The organism is Aeromonas sp. S5(2024) (assembly GCF_041403025.1).
Classification (GTDB): domain Bacteria; phylum Pseudomonadota; class Gammaproteobacteria; order Enterobacterales; family Aeromonadaceae; genus Aeromonas; species Aeromonas hydrophila.
In genome coordinates this window covers 226,477-243,921 of sequence record NZ_JBGLRI010000005.1, presented here as the reverse complement: position 1 = coordinate 243,921, position 17,445 = coordinate 226,477, and the positions used below count along the sequence as shown (strand labels likewise).

The window sequence follows — 17,445 nt, the reverse complement described above, 5'->3', positions numbered from 1 at the left end:
TGGAGTAGCACCAAGAATGATAAATAAAGGGAAGGGCTGGCGTCTGGCCACCGTGGCTGCGGCGCTGATGATGGCAGGTTCTGCCTGGGCCACCGAATATTCCGCCAGCTTCAAGAATGCCGACATCGAAGAGTTCATCAACACGGTCGGCAAGAACCTGAACAAGACCATCATCATCGAGCCTTCGGTGCGCGGCAAGATCAACGTCCGCAGCTATGACCTGCTCAACGAAGACCAGTACTACCAGTTCTTCCTGAGCGTGCTCGACGTCTATGGCTTCGCCGTGGTCCCGATGGACAACGGCGTGCTCAAGGTGGTGCGCTCCAAGGATGCCAAGACCTCCGCCATCCCGGTGGTGGACGAGAGCAACCCCGGCAGCGGCGACGAGATGGTGACCCGGGTTGTACCGGTGCGCAACGTCTCGGTACGTGAACTGGCGCCGCTGCTGCGCCAGCTCAACGACAACGCCGGTGGCGGCAACGTGGTCCATTACGACCCCTCCAACGTGCTGCTGATCACCGGCCGTGCCGCCGTGGTCAATCGGCTGGTGGAAGTGGTACGCCGGGTCGACAAGGCGGGCGACCAGGAAGTGGACATCGTCAAGCTCAAGTACGCCTCCGCCGGCGAGATGGTGCGGCTGGTAACCAACCTCAACAAGGATGGCAACAATCAGGGCGGCAACACCTCCCTGCTGCTGGCACCCAAGGTGGTGGCCGACGAGCGCACCAACTCGGTGGTGGTGAGCGGCGAGCCCAAGGCGCGCGCCCGCATCATCCAGATGGTGCACCAGCTCGACCGTGACCTGCAGAGCCAGGGCAACACCCGGGTCTTCTATCTGAAATACGGCAAGGCCAAGGATCTGGTGGAGGTGCTCAAGGGCGTCAGCTCCAGCATCGAGGCGGACAAGAAGGGCGGCGCGGCCACCACCACAGGCGGTGGCGGTGCCAGCATCGGCGGTGGCAAGCTGGCCATCTCCGCCGACGAGACCACCAACGCGTTGGTGATCACCGCCCAGCCGGACGTGATGGCCGAGCTGGAGCAGGTGGTCGCCAAGCTCGACATCCGCCGTGCCCAGGTGCTGGTGGAGGCGATCATCGTCGAGATCGCCGATGGCGACGGCCTCAACCTCGGGGTGCAGTGGGCCAACACCAATGGCGGTGGCACCCAGTTTACCGATACCGGTCTGCCCATCGGTTCGGTGGCCATCGCGGCCAAGGATTACCAGAAGAACGGCACCACCACCGGCCTGGCCTCGCTGGCCAAGGATTTCAACGGTATGGCGGCCGGCTTCTACAAGGGCAACTGGGCCGCGCTGGTAACGGCGCTTTCCACCGATACCAAGAACGATATTCTCTCCACGCCGAGTATCGTCACCATGGACAACAAGGAAGCCTCCTTCAACGTCGGCCAGGAAGTGCCGGTGCAGAGCGGCTCCCAGAGCTCCACCACCAGCGATCAGGTGTTCAACACCATCGAGCGCAAGACGGTGGGTACCAAGCTGGTGGTGACGCCGCAGATTAACGAGGGGGATTCCGTGCTGCTCAATATCGAGCAGGAGGTCTCCAGCGTGGCGCAGACCCAGGCACCCGGTACCAGCACGCTGGGCCCGACCTTCGATACCCGTACCATCAAGAACGCTGTGCTGGTGAAGAGCGGCGAGACCGTGGTGCTGGGCGGCTTGATGGACGAGAAGACCCAGGAGAAGGTTTCCAAGGTGCCGCTGCTCGGCGACATCCCGGTGCTGGGTTATCTGTTCCGCTCGACCTCCAACTCGACCTCCAAGCGCAATCTGATGGTCTTTATCCGACCGACCATTTTGCGTGATGCCGATGTCTACAGCGGTATCTCCAGCAACAAGTACTCCCAGTTCCGCTCCGAGCAGCAGGAGGCGGCGGCGCAGGAGGGCTACCTCACCTCGCCCAAGCGCCAGGTGCTGCCCGAGTACGGCCAGGGCGTGACCATGTCGCCCGAGGTGCAGAAGCAGCTCCAACAGACACAGTCGGCCCCGCAGACGAGCGGCGGGTCCCAGCCATTCGTGGGTAACAAGTAATGGCGGCATACCAGCTGGATGGCGTCGACATGCCGGCAGCCCTGCCCGAGCTGCCGTTTGCCTTCGCCCGCAACTTCGGGGTGATCCTGACCGAGCGGCAGGGGGCCCCGGTGCTGCTCTGCCGCCAGGGCGTGACGCCGCAAACCCTGCTGGAAGTGCGGCGGGTGGCGGGCTGCGCCTTCACGGTGGAGCAGATGGACGGCGAGGCCTTCGAAGAGTTGCTGATGGCCCACTACCAGCGCGACTCCTCCGAGGCACGCCAGCTGATGGAGGATCTCGGCAACGAGATGGACTTCTTCGCGCTGGCCGAAGAGCTGCCCCAGAGTGAAGACCTGCTGGACGCCGACGACGACGCCCCCATCATCCGCCTCATCAACGCCATGTTGAGCGAGGCGATAAAAGAAGAAGCGTCCGACATCCACATCGAGACCTTCGAGCGGGCCCTGGTGATCCGTTTTCGCATCGACGGGGTGCTGCGGGAGATCCTGCGTCCCCACCGCAAGCTCGCCTCCTTGCTGGTGTCGCGCATCAAGGTCATGTCGCGGATGGACATCGCCGAGAAGCGGGTGCCGCAGGATGGCCGCATCTCATTGCGCATCGGCGGCCGAGCGGTGGACGTGCGGGTTTCCACCATGCCGTCCAGCTACGGCGAGCGAGTGGTGCTGCGACTGCTCGACAAGAACAACGTGCGGCTCGAGCTCAAGCAGCTCGGCATGACGCTGGCCAACCGCAACATCATCAGCGAACTCATTCGCAAGCCTCACGGCATTATTCTGGTGACGGGCCCGACCGGTTCGGGCAAGTCGACCACCCTCTACGCGGCCCTCTCCGAGATCAACTCGCGGGATCGCAACATCCTGACCGTCGAAGACCCCATTGAATATGACCTCGAAGGGGTGGGCCAGACCCAGGTCAACAGCAAGGTGGACATGACCTTCGCCCGCGGTCTGCGCGCCATTCTGCGCCAAGACCCGGACGTGGTGATGGTGGGGGAAATTCGTGACCTCGAGACCGCCCAGATCGCGGTGCAGGCGTCGCTGACCGGTCACCTGGTGATGTCGACCCTGCACACCAACACCGCCATCGGTGCCATCACCCGGATGCGGGACATGGGCATCGAGCCCTTCCTGCTCTCCTCCTCACTGCTGGCGGTACTGGCCCAGCGGCTGGTGCGCACCCTCTGCCCCGATTGCCGCGCGCCGCGCCCCATCACCGAGCAGGAGCGCATTGCCATGGGCATCGAGCTGGCGCCGGATCAGCAGGTGTGGCGGCCAGTGGGCTGCGAGCAGTGCAACCACACCGGCTATCGCGGCCGGACGGGCATCCACGAGCTGGTGGTGATCGACGAAGCGGTGCGCGAGGCGATCCACAGCGCCAGCGGCGAGCTGGCCATCGAGCGGCTGATCCGGGGTCACACCCCCAGCATCCGCCGCGACGGCATCGACAAGGTACTCAAGGGGCAGACCAGCCTCGAAGAGGTGCTGCGCGTGACCCGGGAAGACTGAGATGGCAGCATTCGAATACAAGGCCCTCGACGGCAAGGGACGCAACAAGAGCGGCGTACTGGAGGGGGATTCCGCCCGCCAGGTACGCCAGCTGTTGCGCGAGCAGGGGCTGACCCCGCTCGAGGTGAACGAGACCACCGAGAAGGCCAAGCGCGAGGCGAACCGCTTCGTGTTGTTCCGCCGTGGTGCCAGCACTGCCGAGCTGGCGATGATCACCCGCCAGCTGGCCACCCTGGTGGGGGCTGGGCTCACCATCGAAGAGGCGCTCAAGGCCGTCGCCGAGCAGTGTGAGAAGGCTCACCTGCGCAGCATGGTGGCCACGGTGCGCAGCAAGGTGGTGGAGGGCTATTCGCTGGCCGATTCGCTGGCGGCCTTTCCTCATGTGTTCGATCAGCTGTTCCGCTCCATGGTGGCGGCCGGCGAGAAGTCCGGTCACCTGGAGAAGGTGCTCAACCGCCTCGCCGACTATACCGAGCAGCGTCAACACATGCGTACCAAGCTGCTGCAGGCGATGATCTACCCCATCGTATTGACCTGCGTCGCCATCGGCGTCATCTCCATCCTGCTCACCGCCGTGGTGCCCAAGGTGGTAGCCCAGTTTGAACACATGGGGCAGCAACTGCCGGCCACCACCCGCTTCCTCATCGGTACCAGCGAGCTGATGCAGCACTACGGCCTCTGGTTCCTGTTGCTGCTGCTGGTGGGCGGCTTTGTCTGGCGCTGGTGGCTGACCGACGACAAGCGTCGCCGTCACTGGCACCAGCTGATCCTGCGGCTGCCGGTGATCGGTCGGGTCAGCCGCGGTCTCAACACCGCCCGTTTCGCCCGCACCTTGAGCATCCTCAACGCCAGCGCCGTGCCGCTGCTGGAGGGGATGAAGATCTCCGGCGAAGTGCTCTCCAACGACTTTGCCCGCATGCGCATCGGTGAGGCCACCGAGCGGGTGCGGGAGGGGACCAGCCTGCGCAAGTCGCTGGATGAAACCAAGATTTTTCCGCCCATGATGCTGCACATGATCGCCTCCGGCGAGCAGAGCGGCGAGCTCGACAACATGCTGGAGCGGGCGGCAGACAACCAGGATCGGGAGTTCGAAACCCAGGTGAACATCGCCCTCGGGGTGTTCGAACCCATGCTGGTGGTCTCCATGGCCGGGGTGGTGCTGTTTATCGTGATGTCGATCCTGCAGCCGATCCTGGAGCTCAACAATATGGTGAATTTGTGATGCTGGCGGGCGGGTGACATCGGTCGATCTCGCGGTCAACTCGCTCGAGCTCAACAACATGGTGAATCTGCAGGTTCGGGTGTCCGAATACGCTGCGCTATTCGAACCTGCCAGTCCAATCGAGCGATCGTGGTTTAACAGTTAATCGTTGATGGTTCATGCCATCTCATTTCGTGAGGGAGTAAGTCATGCAAAAGCGTCGTCAATCGGGTTTTACCCTGCTGGAAGTGATGGTGGTCATCGTGATCCTGGGGATCCTGGCCAGCCTGGTGGTGCCCAACCTGATGGGCAACAAGGAGAAGGCGGACCAGCAGAAAGCGGTCTCCGACATAGTGGCGCTGGAAAACGCCCTCGACATGTACAAGCTGGACAACAATCGCTACCCGACCACCGAGCAGGGGCTGGACGCGCTGGTCAACAAGCCGACCGCCGCACCTGAGCCGCGCAGCTACCGCGAAGGGGGCTACATCAAGCGCCTGCCGCAGGATCCTTGGGGCAACCCGTACCAGATGCTGAGCCCGGGTCAGTTCGGCAAGATCGACATCTTCTCCATGGGGCTGGATGGCGAAGCCGGTACCGATGACGACATCGGCAACTGGAACCTGAAGGACTTCCAATAAGTGATCCCGCCGCGTCGCGCTCACCGAGTCATCTCGGGGCTGCCTGAATGAAGGTGGCCTCTTCTGCCCGTCGCCAGGCCGGTTTTACCCTGCTGGAAGTGCTGCTGGTCGCCATGTTGATGGGTCGGCTCGAGGCCACTGCCATGCAGTTGAGGCTGGTGCCATGAAACATAGTCGCCAGGCCGGTTTTACCCTGCTGGAAGTGTTGCTGGTCGCCATGTTGATGGGGCTGGTTGCCACTGCCGTCACCCTCAGCATGGGTGGCGCCAGGGGGGATAGAGAGCTCGACAAGCAGGCGCGCCGCTTCATGGCCGTGCTGCAGCAGGCGCAGGAGTACTCGGTGATGGATGGCCGGCTGGTGGGCCTGCGTGTCGAGGACAACAGCTGGCAGTTCATGCAGCGCGCGGCCAAGGATCGCAAGTGGCAGGTGATGAGCGGTGACAAGCTGCTGGATCGGGTCGAGTTGCCCGACAACATGCGGCTGGCCATCGAGCTCGAGGGCTTCAGCTGGCGGACCGAATCCGACGAGAAGTACGAGAAGGGGCGCGACGAGAAGGAACGCACGCCGCAGGTGTTCATCTTTCCTGGTGGCGAGCTGACCCCCTTCGTGCTGACCCTGACCCAGCAGGACGACGATCTGCGCTATGTGCGCACGGTCAAGGCGGACGAGTTCGGCCGTCTGCGTCTGCTGCAGGACGAGGAGGAAGAGGAATGAACGCCCGCGGCATGACCCTGCTGGAAGTCATGGTGGCGCTGGCGGTGTTTGCCATCGCCGGGCTGGCGGTGATGAAGACCGCCAGCGAGCACCTCTCCGGCCTCAACTATCTGGAACAGAAGACCCTGGCGACCTGGGTGGTGGAGAACCAGCTGGTGCAGCAGAAGCTCGAAGCCAAGTGGCCCGGTGACAGCTGGGTGGAAGGGGACGAGCAGATGGCGGGTCAGACCTGGTACTGGCGCTATCGCGGTGTCGCTACCGCCGACAGCAACTTCAAGGCGCTGGACATGGAAGTGCGTACCGCGCCCAAGGCCGACAGCCCGGTGGCCATGATCCGGACCTATATCAGCCGATGAACCTGCATCAAGGTGTCTCCATGATCCGGAGCCGGCATCAGCCGATGAACATTCACCAACGAGTCTCCATGATCCGAAGCCGGCGTCAGGCGGGGTTTACCCTGCTGGAGATGCTGGTGGCCATCGCCATCTTCGCCGGCCTGAGCCTGGGCGCCTATCAGGTGCTGCAAGGGGTGTTCACCAGCGACGAGGTGGCCAAGCGCAAGGAGGCTCGTCTTTCCGAGCTGCAACTGGCCTTCTCCGTGCTGGAGCGGGACATCACCCAGATGGTGCCGCGCAGCGGCCGCATCGACGGCGAGAACAACAAGGTGCTGCTGGCGGCCTCCCGCTTCGGCCAGCAGAGCGACGACTGGGGCATGGCCTTCATGCGCGGCGGCTGGCTCAACCCGGACGGCATGCTGCCGCGCTCCGGCCTGCAGCGGGTTGGCTGGCGCCTCAAGGATCACAAGCTGGAGCGGCTGAGCTACCTCTACCCGGATCCGGTGATCGGCACCGAGCCGCGCATCCAGCCGATGCTGGAGCGGGTGACGGCGCTGCGGCTCTATTTCTACGACAAGGGCACCTGGAAAGAGGAGTGGACCCAGCGCAACGTACTGCCCTACGGGCTGGCGGTGGAGCTGGATCTGGAAGATTACGGTACCATCCGTCGCCAGTTCCTGATCGGTGCTGGTGGCCAGAGGGCAGAAAATGGTAACTGATCGTCATTTTCCCCTGTCCGTCACGGAGGATAACGGCACTATTCGACGCCGCCAGTTCCTGATCGGCGCCGGTGGTCAGAGGGCAGAGAATGGTAACTGATCGTCCTTTTCCCCTGTCCGTCACGGAGGATGACGGCACGATTCGACGTCGCCAGTTTCTGATCGGCGCCGGTGGCCAGAGGGCTGAAAATGGCAGCTGATCGTCGTTTTTCCCGCCCCGGCTGCCAGGGGGGCATGGCCCTGCTGGTGGTGCTGCTTATCCTGTCGGTGATGGTGATCATCGCCAGCAACATGAGCGGCCGCCTGCAACTGGAGCTGCGCCGCACCGCCAACCTCACCGCCGGCAAGCAGGCCTGGTGGTATGCCATGTCGGCGGAGGCGCTGGTGAGCAAGGTGCTGGCACAGGATTTCAAGGACGACCCCAACGTGGTCAGCCTGGGGCAGAACTGGGCGCGCCAGGATGCGGTCTTCCCGGTGGATGACGGCAAGCTCACCGGCCGGGTGCGGGATCTGCAATCCTGCTTCAACCTCAACAGCCTGAGCGTGCCGTTGAAGGACGGGATCAGCGGCGACGATCTGAAGAAGCAGCCCTATCCGGTCAAGGTGTTCAAGGTGCTGCTCAAGCAGCTCGAGGTGGAAGATTACGAGGCGGTGCAGCTGACCGATGCCATCCGCGACTGGACCGACAAGGATACCGTGCTGGTGTCGAGCTACGGCGCCGAGGATGCCTATTACGAAGGGCTCACCCCCCCTTATCTGACCGCCAACCAGTGGATGCTCGGCACCGACGAGCTGCGAGCGGTGCGCGGGGTGAGCGCCAAGCTGTACGCCCGGCTGGCACCCTATGTGTGCGCCCTGCCCAACGACAAGCTGGTGGTGAACGTCAACACCATCCGGCCGGAGCAGTCGGCCCTGCTGGTGGCGCTCTATCTGGACAAGGTGGGGCTGGACGATGCCAAGCGGGTGTTGACCAGCCGCCCCCAGAAGGGGTGGAAGAACAAGAAGGAGATGACGGACCAGATGCCGGTGCAGGTGGGCAACATCCAGGGGCTGGATGCGGCGCTGGACGTCAAGAGCAGCTATTTCGAGGCCAGGCTGATTGCCGAGGTGGGTGACACCCGCGCCCGGCTGGAGAGCGTCTTCGTGCGCGGCAAGGACAACAAGCTGGTGATGCTGCGCCGTCTGAACGGCGGCGCCGAATAACAAGGGAGGCGGGCGACGGCCGTTGGCCGGCCCGCGCCATCCCCCGATTGGACTGCAGCCCATGGCTGCGCGCCCGCCCATCCCGAGGGATGCGAGCGAGCATGGCAGGAGAGACATTAGTGAGCGAGAGTCTGGTCATCCGTCTGGGGACCAATGCGCAGCAGCCGGTCGAGTGGCTGGTGTGGTCGGGTGGGGAAGAGGAGGTGATCGCCTCCGGTACCCTGGCCTCGGCCCATGCCCTTGGCGAGCTGCAGGAGCGGGCCGGTGGCCGCCCGGCGGTGGTGCTGGTGCCCGGCAGCGATCTTATCTTCCGGCGGGTGAGCCTGCCGGGCAAATACAGCCGCCAGTCTGCGGCCGCCTTGCCCTATCTGCTGGAGGAGCAAATCGCCTCCGACGTGGATGAGCTGCACCTGGTGGTGCTGGGTCATCAGGGTCACGAGGTGGACCTGATGGCGGTCGACAAGGAGAAGATGCAGACCTGGCTCGGCTGGCTGGAGCAGGCCGGTCTCAAGAGCCGGCAACTGCTGCCGGACGTGCTGGCGCTGCCGCTGGCGAGCGAGGGCTGGTCGGCGCTGCAGCTGGGCAAGGAGTGGTTGCTGCGTCAGGGCCCCTGTCAGGGCATCGTCGCCGACGAGCCGCTGCTGGCCATGCTGCTGGCGGCGGAGCCGGCGCCGGTGACCATTCACAGCCATACCCCGCCGCCGGCCATTGCAGCGGCCAGCTGGCAGGCGGCCGATCCCGAGCTGCCCATGCTGCTGCTGGCCCGGGGGGCGCTGACCAGTCAGGCCAACCTGCTGCAGGGGCCCTACCGGCCGCAGACCGAATACTCCCGCTACTGGCAGCAGTGGCGCAAGGTGGCGGTGGTGGCCGGGGCGCTGCTAGTGGTGGCGTTCGCCCAGCGCGGCGTGCAGCTCTATCAGCTGACGGAGCAGGACAAGGCGCTCAAGGCGGAGATCCGGCAGGTCTACACCCGGATCTTCCCGGGGGAGAGCCGCATCGTCAACGTGCGCAGCCAGATGACCCAGCACCTCCAGCAACTGGGGCAGACGCCGCAGGACGGGGTGCTGATGGTGCTGACCGAGCTGGCCCCCACCTTTGCCGAAGTGCCCGGCCTCAAGCCCGAGGTGCTGCGTTTCGACGCGGCTCGCGGCGAGCTCAGGTTGCAGGTGACGGCTCCCGGCTTTGCCGAGATCGAGCGTTTTCGCGAGCTGGCCGGCAAGCGCTTCGAGGTGCAGCAGGGGGAGGTGCGGAGCACCGAAGGCAAGGTTGAAGGGGCACTGGTGCTGAAGGGTAAATCATCATGATGGACAAACTACAAGGCTGGTGGCGCGGCATCAGCGCCCGCGAGCAGCGGCTGGTGGCGGTGGGCGGCAGCGTGCTGTTGATCGGCTTCTGCTACTGGGTCATCTGGCAGCCCATCGGCAACCGTATCGACGAGCGCGAGCGGCAAGTATTGAGCCAGCAGCAGACCCTCGCCTGGCTGAAAGAGAAGGGTGAAGAGGTGCTGGCGCTGCAGGGTGGCCAGGGCCGCCAGCTCGATACCAGCGGCACCCTGGAAGGGGTGGTCAACCGCACTGCCTTCAACCAGAAGATCAAGATTGCCCGGTTGCAGCCCCAGGGCCAGGAGCTGCAGGTGTGGATCGACACGGTGGCGTTCGATGATCTGCTGATCTGGCTGGCGACCCTGGCGGATCGCCATGGCGTGCAGGTGCAGGTGATCGAGGTGGCCCGCGAGAATCTGGCGCCCGGCCTGGTCAAGGTACGCCGCTTGCAGCTGAGCCGTCCCCAATGAAACCACGCGTCCCGAGCAGGGCTATATGCCTGAGCGGGCGTTTGCAGTCGAGTCGTTTTCTATGAAGCAAAGAGTGCTGATTGCCGTGCTGTTTCTGGCGGCCTATCTGGTTTTCCTGCTGGCCAAGCTGCCGGCGTCTCTGGTGGTGCGCTACCTGCCGCTGCCGCCCCTGGTACAGCTGGAAGGGGTGAGCGGCACCCTCTGGAGCGGCCAGGTTGCCCGCCTGCAATACGCCAGCGAGTCGCTGACCCAGCTGCGCTGGGAGCTCAACGGCTGGTCGCTGCTGCGCTTTGCCCCTGAGGTGTCCCTGCGCTTTGGCGAGCGCAGCGGCCTCAACGGGCAGGGGGTGGTTGGCTGGAGCGGCGCCGCCTTTGGCCGCGACATCACCCTCAACGTGCCGGCCCCCTGGCTGCTGGCGCGGGTGCCGATGCAACTGCCCGTGCCGGTGACGGTGGCTGGCCAGCTGCAGCTCAAGCTCGATCAGGTTGCCCAGGGAAACCCCTGGTGCGACAACCTCTACGGCAACCTCTACTGGTACGGGGCCGATGCCGATACCCCGGCCGGCAAGCTGGTGCTGGGGGATCCCGAGATCAAGCTGACCTGCATCGACTCCCGGCTGGTGGCCGAGCTCAAGCAGGGCTCGGAGGCGGTGCAGGTGCAGGGCAAGCTGGAGCTGCAGGCCAATCGCCAGTACCTGTTCCAGGGCACGTTGAAACCCGGGCCCGATCTGCCGGAGCAGATGAAGCAGGGGCTGCCCTTCCTCGGCCAGCCCGATGGTCAGGGGCGCTTCCCGCTGCGCTACCAGGGCCGCATCTGACGGCCTTGCTGTCTGAGCTGGCAAGCATCAACACCACCCCGCCCCGGCGGGGTAGTGTCGTTATGGGGGCGTGCCGGCTGGCGCCGTGATGAGGTGATTGAGGAAGAAGCGGAACAGCTCGGCCCGCGAGCGCAGGTGCAGCTTGGCATAAAGATGCTTGCGATGATTCTTCACCGTGCCGCTGCCGATGCCGAGCGTACCGGCAATGGCCTCGGTATCCAGCCCCTGCAACAGCAATCCCGCCACCTGACGCTCGCGGCGGGTGAGGCTCGCCCCCCCCACGCTGGCGATGGCCTGCTCCACCGTCGCCTTGAGATCGGCGCCACCCGGTAGCATCGGGCTCTGGGCCAGCAGGGCGGCTTCCTCCCGCCAGTGCTGGCGGCACAGCGAATGCACCAGTGGAAACAGCGCCTCCAGCCGGGCCAGCTCGTCACGGCTGAGGGAGCTGCGCTTGTCGAGCCGCCCCAGAAACAGCATCAGGGTGAGGCCGCCGCGCACCGGCAGGATCAGCCCCACCTCCTCCTGCCAGCCGGTGGCCTGATAGAAGTGGTGGCGATACTCGGGGTCGAGCCGCCCGCGCGACACCTGCGCCAGGGTCCAGACCCCGGCAGGCAAGCCCTGCTCCAGCGCCTGCATAAAGGGATCCTGGCTGAAGTGGCGGGTGAGGTAGCGATCGAACAGCAGCGCCCGCTGGTGATGCAGGTTGTCGTAGAGGTAGACGGGGCGTTGCCCCACCCCGAGCAGCAGGGCGCAGTCGAACGCCACCTGCTGCTGGATCAGGCGCACCAGTGCCGCCGGAAAGGCACTGCCGTGCAGGGCATCGACTACCTCGGTCATGCTGCGGGTCAGGGCATCTGTGGCAAGTGTCTGGTTCATGGCGATGGCTTCCGGGTGGCGGGCAGGCTCCCCGCGATGGTCACACGATAGCCGGATGCTAGCACGAGAGTGGCAAAACTGTCCCCTGGGGGACATATTCGGCGCACGCCAGAGCGGCGAGGATGTGGGCTTTTCCCCCTGCTGTTGGAGAACCCATGATCAACCCCCACCTGCTCGATGAGCTGACCCGACGTGGCCTGGTGGCCCAGAATTCCGACCCGGTGGCGCTGGCTGACCATCTTGCCACCCCGCGCACCGTCTACTGCGGGTTCGATCCCACCGCTGGCAGCCTGCACATCGGCCATCTGGTGCCGCTCTTGATGCTGCGCCGCTTCCAGCTGGCGGGCCACACCCCGGTGGCGCTGGTGGGTGGTGCCACCGGCCTTATCGGCGATCCCAGCTTCAAGGCAAGCGAGCGCACCCTCAACAGTGCCGAAACGGTGCAGGGCTGGGTGGCCAGCCTGTCGGCCCAGATAAAAGCGCTGCTGCCGGCCAGCGAAGGGCTGGCGGCGCCGCTGCTGGTCAACAACGCCGACTGGATGGGGCAGATGTCCGCCCTCGATTTTTTGCGCGACATTGGCAAGCACTTCTCGGTCAACGCCATGCTGGCCCGGGAATCGGTGCGCCAGCGGCTGGCCCGCCCGGATCAGGGCATCTCCTTCACCGAGTTCTCCTACGCCCTGCTGCAATCCCAGGACTTCGCCGTGCTCAACCAGCGGCTCGGCTGCACCCTGCAGATCGGCGGCAACGACCAGTGGGGCAACATCACCAGCGGCATGGATCTCACTCGGCGGCTGCATCAGGCACAGGTGTATGGCATGACGCTGCCACTCATCACCAAGGCCGACGGCACCAAGTTCGGCAAGACCGAAGGGGGCGCGGTCTGGCTCGATCCGGCGCTCACCTCACCCTACGCCTTCTACCAGTTCTGGCTCGGCACGGCGGATGAGGATGTCTACCGCTTCCTGCGCTACTACAGCTTTATGCCGCTGACCGAGATTGAGGCGCTGGAGGCGGAGGATGCGAAGCGGCAAGGGCGCAAGCTGGCTCAGCAGGTGCTGGCCGACGAGCTGACGGAGCTGGTGCACGGCAAGGGGGCGCTGGCAGCGGTGCAGCGCATCAGCGAACTGCTGTTCAGCGGCGAGGTGGCCCGTCTTGGTGAGAGCGATCTGGCCCAGCTGGCGCAGGATGGCATGCCAAGCTGCCGAATCGAGGGGGAAACCAGCCTGGTGACCCTGCTGGTGGAGAGCGGTCTGGCCAACTCCAGGCGCATCGCCCGCGAGCTGCTGGCGGCAGGCGCCATCAGCCTCAACGGCGAGATCCGCCGGGATGAGCAACTGACCACGGCTGACCGGCTGTTCGGCCGCTACCTGCTGCTGCGCCGGGGCAAGAAACAGTACCGGCTGGTGATGTGGCAGGGGTGAGCGACCCGGGATCGACAAGGGCTGCCTGGGCAGCCCTTTTGTTTATCCATCAGTTCGAGAGCCTTGTAGCCCTGTTGGCTTACATGGCCAGCGGCAATAACTCGGCATAATCGCGGAAGGGATGGGGGAGGCGGTGCCTGATTGCCCAGATGCTCCCCTGCCTCTCGGCTTACACGGCCAGCGGCAATAACTCGGCGTAATCGCGGATCGCCGGGAAGGCGGTGATGTGCTGCTCGGGCTGGCAACTGTCCGGGTTCTGGATGGCGAGCTGATAACCGATGCCGTAGTCGGCGGCGGCGCGCAGGATCCGCTCGCTGTCATCCACGAACAGGGTGCGGGCCGGGTCGAACGCCAGCCGCCCGGCCAGTGCCTGCCAGCAGTGCTGGCTCTCCTTCGACCAGCCCAGCTCATGGGTGCTCACCATCAGATCCAGGTGGCCGGCCAGCCCCAGCTGGGCATCCTTCACCGACAGGCTGGCGGGGTGGGCATTGGTGAAGAGCACCAGCTGCTTGCCTGCGGCCCGCAGGGCGGCCAAGAAGGGGATGACGTGGGGCCGCCACTGGATCTTGGCCAGGATCTCCTGCTTGAGGGCACGGATGTCGAGCCCCAGGGTCTCGCTCCAGTAATCCACGCAGTACCAGTTGAGGGTGCCGCTGACGGCCTGGTAGTGCGCCTCGATCTGCACTCTGGCCTCGGCCAGCGGCAGGCCGAGTCGCTCGGCATAGCGCTCGGGTACCAGCTGCTGCCAGAGGTGGTTGTCAAAATGGAGATCGATCAGGGTGCCATCCATATCGAGCAGGACAGTGTCTATCTGGTGCCAGGGCAGTGGGGTCGGCATGAGGCCTCGGTGGTCGGGTCGAAACGGGCGGGCATTATAACGGATTTTTACCGCCGCTTTCCCACCCTTGCCCCGTGGTGTTCGAGAGGGGAGTCGTTTACTCTTGAAACACGATTTTTTAACGAGCAGCCAGCCCCGATGAGTGACCTCCACCAACGCAAACCCGTCCACCTCAGCGTCGACACCATGGCGCACGACAAGAGCAAGCCGGAGATCCTCAAGGCCGAGATCGTGGCCGAGAGCCGGCTGTTCAAGGTGGAGTCCCTCCACCTCAAGTTTTCCAACGGCGAGGAGCGGGTCTACGAGCGGATGCGTGGCGGCAACCGGGGTGCCGTCATGGTGGTGCCGCTGTTTGATGCCCACACCCTGCTGCTGGTGCGCGAGTACGCGGCGGGTACCCACTCCTACGAGCTGGGCTTTCCCAAGGGGCTGATCGACCCGGGTGAAGATGCCTTCGAGGCGGGCAACCGGGAACTGATGGAGGAGGCGGGCTTCGGCGCCAACAGCCTGACCCTGCTCAAGCAGGTGTCGCTGGCGCCGGGGTACTTCTCCAGCCGGATGGACATCTTGCTGGCGCGGGATCTCTTCCCCGAGCAGCGGGTGGGGGACGAGCCCGAGCCCCTCGAGGTGATCCCCTGGCCGCTGAACCGGATCGACGAATTGCTGGCGCGACCCGACTTCACCGAGTCGCGCAGCATCAGTGCGCTGCTGCTGGCCCAACGCTGGCTGGCGGAGCAGGCAGAGTAGCCCGCAGACGGGCAGTTTGAATACAGAGGATAACAAGATGCAGGAGTTGTTGGCCTGGGTGCCGGGGGTCAAGGAGATCGCGCGCGAAGCGGGCCGGATCCTTCACGAAATCTATCACGGCGGTCAGTTCGAGCGTCAGCTGAAGGAGGATGCGACCCCGGTCACCAGTGCCGATCTTGCTGCCGATGCCTACCTCAAACAGGCGCTGTCGGCGCTCACTCCCCATGTTCCCGTGCTGACCGAAGAGGCGGCCGACATCCCCTTCAGCCAGCGCGCCAACTGGCGTCAGTACTGGCTGGTGGATCCCCTCGACGGCACCGGTGAGTTCATCGCCGGCAGCGGCGACTTCGCCACCCTGATCGCTCTGGTGCAGGACAATGTGCCGGTGCTCGGCGTCATCTATGCCCCCGAGTCGAACGTGCTCTACTGGGCGGTGCGCGGTCATGGCGCCTTCAAGGAGGCGAACGGCGAGGTGCACCCCATCAGTGCCATGCATCACGAGCACGATCAGCCCGATTCGCTGGTGGTGGCCATCAGCCGTCGCCAGAAGCTGGAGAACCTGACCCGCCGTCTCAACCCGGCCATCAATTACGAGCTGATCCCGCTCGGTTCCAGCTCGCTCAAGTCCTGCCTGGTGGCGGAAGGGGCGGCCGACTGCTACGTGCGGCTCGGCCCCACCGGCGAGTGGGACACCGCCGCCGCCCAGTGCATCGTCGAGGCGGCCGGTGGCCGCATCCTCAGCCTGGCGCTGCAGCCGCTGCGCTACAACGAGACGGAGTCGCTGGAGAACCCGGACTTCATCGTGATGGGGGATCCGGATCTCGCCTGGGGCAGCATTCTGGCGCACTGAGCGGGTGAACAGGTCATCATTGACGGCAATCAGGCGGCCCCATGGCCGCCTGATTGCATGGTGTGATCCGCTGGTTTCATCGGGGATGAACAGAAATATCCGCTGGCAAAGCGCGGGAATGACAGTGAATCATCACAAGAGAGGGCAGCGGAATGGCACGATTTTTCAGGTAATTCTGCAAACGATCATTTGGCCAAAATAAAAAATTGACCAAGAGTGAAAAATTGGTTTTAAATTTCATGTTTTTAACTAAATTAAGTTTTACTCATTTATGTGATCCCGATTCCATTCCCAATCTCACTGGCTGAAGCCCGTAATGGTAGTGATATGTTTCAGGGTGGATTTTTGAGTATTAAATCCCGATAAACCACAATGAACTCAGATTAAAACACTGACAAAAAGTGAATTAGTAATGAGTTTATCTGTAGACGTCACCAAGGAGCTGTCCGGTTCCTGCTCCACCACCGTCAGCGCCACCCCCTGGCGTCGCCACGACACCCACTGGGTCATCAGTCTGTTTGGCACCGCCGTCGGCGCCGGCATCCTGTTTCTGCCCATCAATCTGGGTCTGGGCGGGATCTGGCCCCTCATCATCGTCTCCGTGCTGGCCGGTCCCATGACCTTCCTGGCCCACCGGGGGCTGGCGCGCTTCGTGCTTTCCTCTTCGCGCCCCCACGCCGACTTCACCGAGGTGGCCCAGGAGCACTTCGGCAAGATGGCCGGCCGCCTCATCTCGGCGCTCTATTTCCTCTCCATCTTCCCGATCCTGCTCATCTACGGGGTCGGGCTGACCAACACGGTGGAGAGCTTCATGATCAATCAGCTCGGCATGGATGCCCCGAACCGGGTGATGCTCTCCGGCCTGCTGGTGTTCGCCATGATCGCCGTGATGCTGGCCGGCGAGAAGGCGATGCTGCGCGCCTTTGCCGTCATGGTCTATCCGTTGGCGGCCATCCTGGCGGCGCTCTCCTGCTACCTGATCCCCCAGTGGCAGTGGCCGCAGCTGGGCAGCCTGGAGGGCGGCAGCTTCCTCAATACCGTCTGGCTGGCGCTGCCGGTCACCGTGTTCGCCTTCAGCCACGCCGCCGCCATCTCCGGCTTTGCCAACGTGCAGCGCCGGGAGTACGGCGAGCAGGCGGAAGCCAAGAGCAGCCTGATCCTGCGCAACACCACCGTCATGCTGGTGGGCTTCGTGCTGTTCTTCGTCTTCTCCTGCGTGCTGAGCCTCTCGCCGGCCCAGCTGGCCGAGGCCAAGGCCCAGAACGTCTCGGTGCTCTCCTATCTCGCCAACATCACTGACAACCCGGTGATCGTGACCCTGGGGCCGCTCATCGCCTTCATCGCCATCAGCTCCTCCTTCCTCGGCCATTTCCTCGGCGCCCGCGAGAGCCTGAAAAGCCTGATCGCCAAGCCCACCGGCCTGTCGCTGGCCAAGGCAGACCGGCTCGGCATCGCCCTGATGTTCTTCTCCATCTGGGGCGCCGCCATCATCAACCCGGGGATCCTGGGACTGATGGAGACCCTCTCCGGCCCGGTGATCGCCATGATCCTGTTCATCATGCCGGTGGTGGCCATCTACAAGGTGGAGGCGCTGGCCCGCTTCCGCCACCGCTGGGCCAACGGCTTCATCCTGCTGACCGGCTCGCTGGCGGTGTCGGCGCTGATCTTCAGCCTGCTGAAGTAACGGCGAGCAACCAGCCGCAAAAAAAGAGAGGCGACCCCAGGGTCGCCT

Annotated in this window: 18 protein-coding genes; 16 read left to right on the top strand and 2 right to left on the bottom strand. The window is 64.3% G+C overall.

What is annotated here, in order from left to right; all coding sequences use genetic code 11:
• Nucleotides 1–16 precede the first annotated feature (16 nt).
• The 12 genes from exeD to exeN all read left to right on the top strand — a co-directional run bounded on the left by exeD (nucleotide 17) and on the right by exeN (nucleotide 10,978).
• Nucleotides 17–2,050, top strand: coding sequence for a GspD family T2SS secretin variant ExeD (gene exeD, locus ACB032_RS12995; RefSeq protein ID WP_024943634.1), 2,034 nt, complete (start codon nucleotides 17–19; stop codon nucleotides 2,048–2,050).
• On the top strand, nucleotides 2,050–3,555 hold the full coding sequence (gene exeE, locus ACB032_RS12990) for a GspE family T2SS ATPase variant ExeE (RefSeq protein WP_016349336.1): 1,506 nt from the start codon (nucleotides 2,050–2,052) through the stop codon (nucleotides 3,553–3,555). Before exeD ends, exeE begins: the two co-directional genes overlap by 1 nt.
• A gap of 1 nt (nucleotide 3,556) precedes the next feature.
• Complete coding sequence (gene exeF, locus ACB032_RS12985; protein ID WP_011704542.1) at nucleotides 3,557–4,777, top strand: GspF family T2SS innner membrane protein variant ExeF; 1,221 nt, start codon at nucleotides 3,557–3,559, stop codon at nucleotides 4,775–4,777.
• A 188-nt stretch (nucleotides 4,778–4,965) separates the two neighbouring features.
• Nucleotides 4,966–5,397: a GspG family T2SS major pseudopilin variant ExeG gene (exeG, locus tag ACB032_RS12980; protein WP_005308483.1), complete on the top strand. Its 432-nt coding sequence runs from the start codon at nucleotides 4,966–4,968 to the stop codon at nucleotides 5,395–5,397.
• 47 nt (nucleotides 5,398–5,444) lie between these two features.
• On the top strand, nucleotides 5,445–5,564 hold the full coding sequence (locus tag ACB032_RS12975) for a prepilin-type N-terminal cleavage/methylation domain-containing protein (RefSeq protein ID WP_017408947.1): 120 nt from the start codon (nucleotides 5,445–5,447) through the stop codon (nucleotides 5,562–5,564).
• On the top strand, nucleotides 5,561–6,112 hold the full coding sequence (exeH, locus tag ACB032_RS12970; RefSeq protein WP_011704543.1) for a GspH family T2SS minor pseudopilin variant ExeH: 552 nt from the start codon (nucleotides 5,561–5,563) through the stop codon (nucleotides 6,110–6,112). The genes ACB032_RS12975 and exeH overlap by 4 nt, the downstream gene beginning before the upstream one ends.
• Nucleotides 6,109–6,468 carry a GspI family T2SS minor pseudopilin variant ExeI gene (exeI, locus tag ACB032_RS12965; RefSeq protein ID WP_005308487.1) on the top strand — a complete coding sequence of 120 codons (360 nt, stop codon included), beginning with the start codon at nucleotides 6,109–6,111 and terminating at the stop codon, nucleotides 6,466–6,468. The genes exeH and exeI overlap by 4 nt, the downstream gene beginning before the upstream one ends.
• A gap of 68 nt (nucleotides 6,469–6,536) precedes the next feature.
• Nucleotides 6,537–7,166 (top strand): GspJ family T2SS minor pseudopilin variant ExeJ, encoded by a 630-nt coding sequence (gene exeJ, locus ACB032_RS12960; RefSeq protein WP_371138057.1) that lies wholly within the window; start codon nucleotides 6,537–6,539, stop codon nucleotides 7,164–7,166.
• Nucleotides 7,167–7,355: 189 nt separating this feature from the next.
• Entirely contained in the window at nucleotides 7,356–8,369 is a 1,014-nt protein-coding gene (gene exeK, locus ACB032_RS12955) for a GspK family T2SS minor pseudopilin variant ExeK (RefSeq protein ID WP_371138056.1), read from the top strand.
• A 119-nt stretch (nucleotides 8,370–8,488) separates the two neighbouring features.
• Entirely contained in the window at nucleotides 8,489–9,673 is a 1,185-nt protein-coding gene (exeL, locus tag ACB032_RS12950; protein ID WP_244089516.1) for a GspL family type II secretion system protein ExeL, read from the top strand.
• On the top strand, nucleotides 9,670–10,161 hold the full coding sequence (exeM, locus tag ACB032_RS12945; RefSeq protein ID WP_016349344.1) for a GspM family type II secretion system protein ExeM: 492 nt from the start codon (nucleotides 9,670–9,672) through the stop codon (nucleotides 10,159–10,161). The genes exeL and exeM overlap by 4 nt, the downstream gene beginning before the upstream one ends.
• Before the next feature lie 61 nt (nucleotides 10,162–10,222).
• On the top strand, nucleotides 10,223–10,978 hold the full coding sequence (gene exeN, locus ACB032_RS12940; RefSeq protein ID WP_011704549.1) for a GspN family type II secretion system protein ExeN: 756 nt from the start codon (nucleotides 10,223–10,225) through the stop codon (nucleotides 10,976–10,978).
• 60 nt (nucleotides 10,979–11,038) lie between these two features.
• Here exeN and ACB032_RS12935 read toward each other — a convergent pair whose 3' ends face one another.
• A complete protein-coding gene (locus ACB032_RS12935; RefSeq protein ID WP_164927534.1) occupies nucleotides 11,039–11,854 on the bottom strand; it encodes a helix-turn-helix transcriptional regulator in 816 nt (271 codons plus the stop codon).
• A 155-nt stretch (nucleotides 11,855–12,009) separates the two neighbouring features.
• On the opposite strand from ACB032_RS12935, the gene tyrS reads away from it, so the two are divergent.
• Nucleotides 12,010–13,278: a tyrosine--tRNA ligase gene (tyrS, locus tag ACB032_RS12930; RefSeq protein WP_371138055.1), complete on the top strand. Its 1,269-nt coding sequence runs from the start codon at nucleotides 12,010–12,012 to the stop codon at nucleotides 13,276–13,278.
• Nucleotides 13,279–13,447: 169 nt separating this feature from the next.
• On the opposite strand, the gene yrfG is transcribed toward tyrS, so the two are convergent.
• A complete protein-coding gene (gene yrfG / locus ACB032_RS12925) occupies nucleotides 13,448–14,116 on the bottom strand; it encodes a GMP/IMP nucleotidase (RefSeq protein ID WP_371138054.1) in 669 nt (222 codons plus the stop codon).
• 138 nt (nucleotides 14,117–14,254) lie between these two features.
• Here yrfG and nudE point away from each other — a divergent pair, with 138 nt between their 5' ends.
• The 3 genes from nudE to ACB032_RS12910 all read left to right on the top strand — a co-directional run bounded on the left by nudE (nucleotide 14,255) and on the right by ACB032_RS12910 (nucleotide 17,397).
• Nucleotides 14,255–14,863: an ADP compounds hydrolase NudE gene (gene nudE, locus ACB032_RS12920; RefSeq protein ID WP_016349349.1), complete on the top strand. Its 609-nt coding sequence runs from the start codon at nucleotides 14,255–14,257 to the stop codon at nucleotides 14,861–14,863.
• A 37-nt stretch (nucleotides 14,864–14,900) separates the two neighbouring features.
• Complete coding sequence (gene cysQ / locus ACB032_RS12915; RefSeq protein WP_011704554.1) at nucleotides 14,901–15,713, top strand: 3'(2'),5'-bisphosphate nucleotidase CysQ; 813 nt, start codon at nucleotides 14,901–14,903, stop codon at nucleotides 15,711–15,713.
• Between the two features lie 412 nt (nucleotides 15,714–16,125).
• The gene (locus tag ACB032_RS12910; RefSeq protein WP_044799096.1) at nucleotides 16,126–17,397 is read left to right on the top strand and encodes an aromatic amino acid transport family protein; all 1,272 of its coding nucleotides are present in this window, start codon (nucleotides 16,126–16,128) and stop codon (nucleotides 17,395–17,397) included.
• The last annotated feature ends 48 nt before the right edge of the window (nucleotides 17,398–17,445 follow it).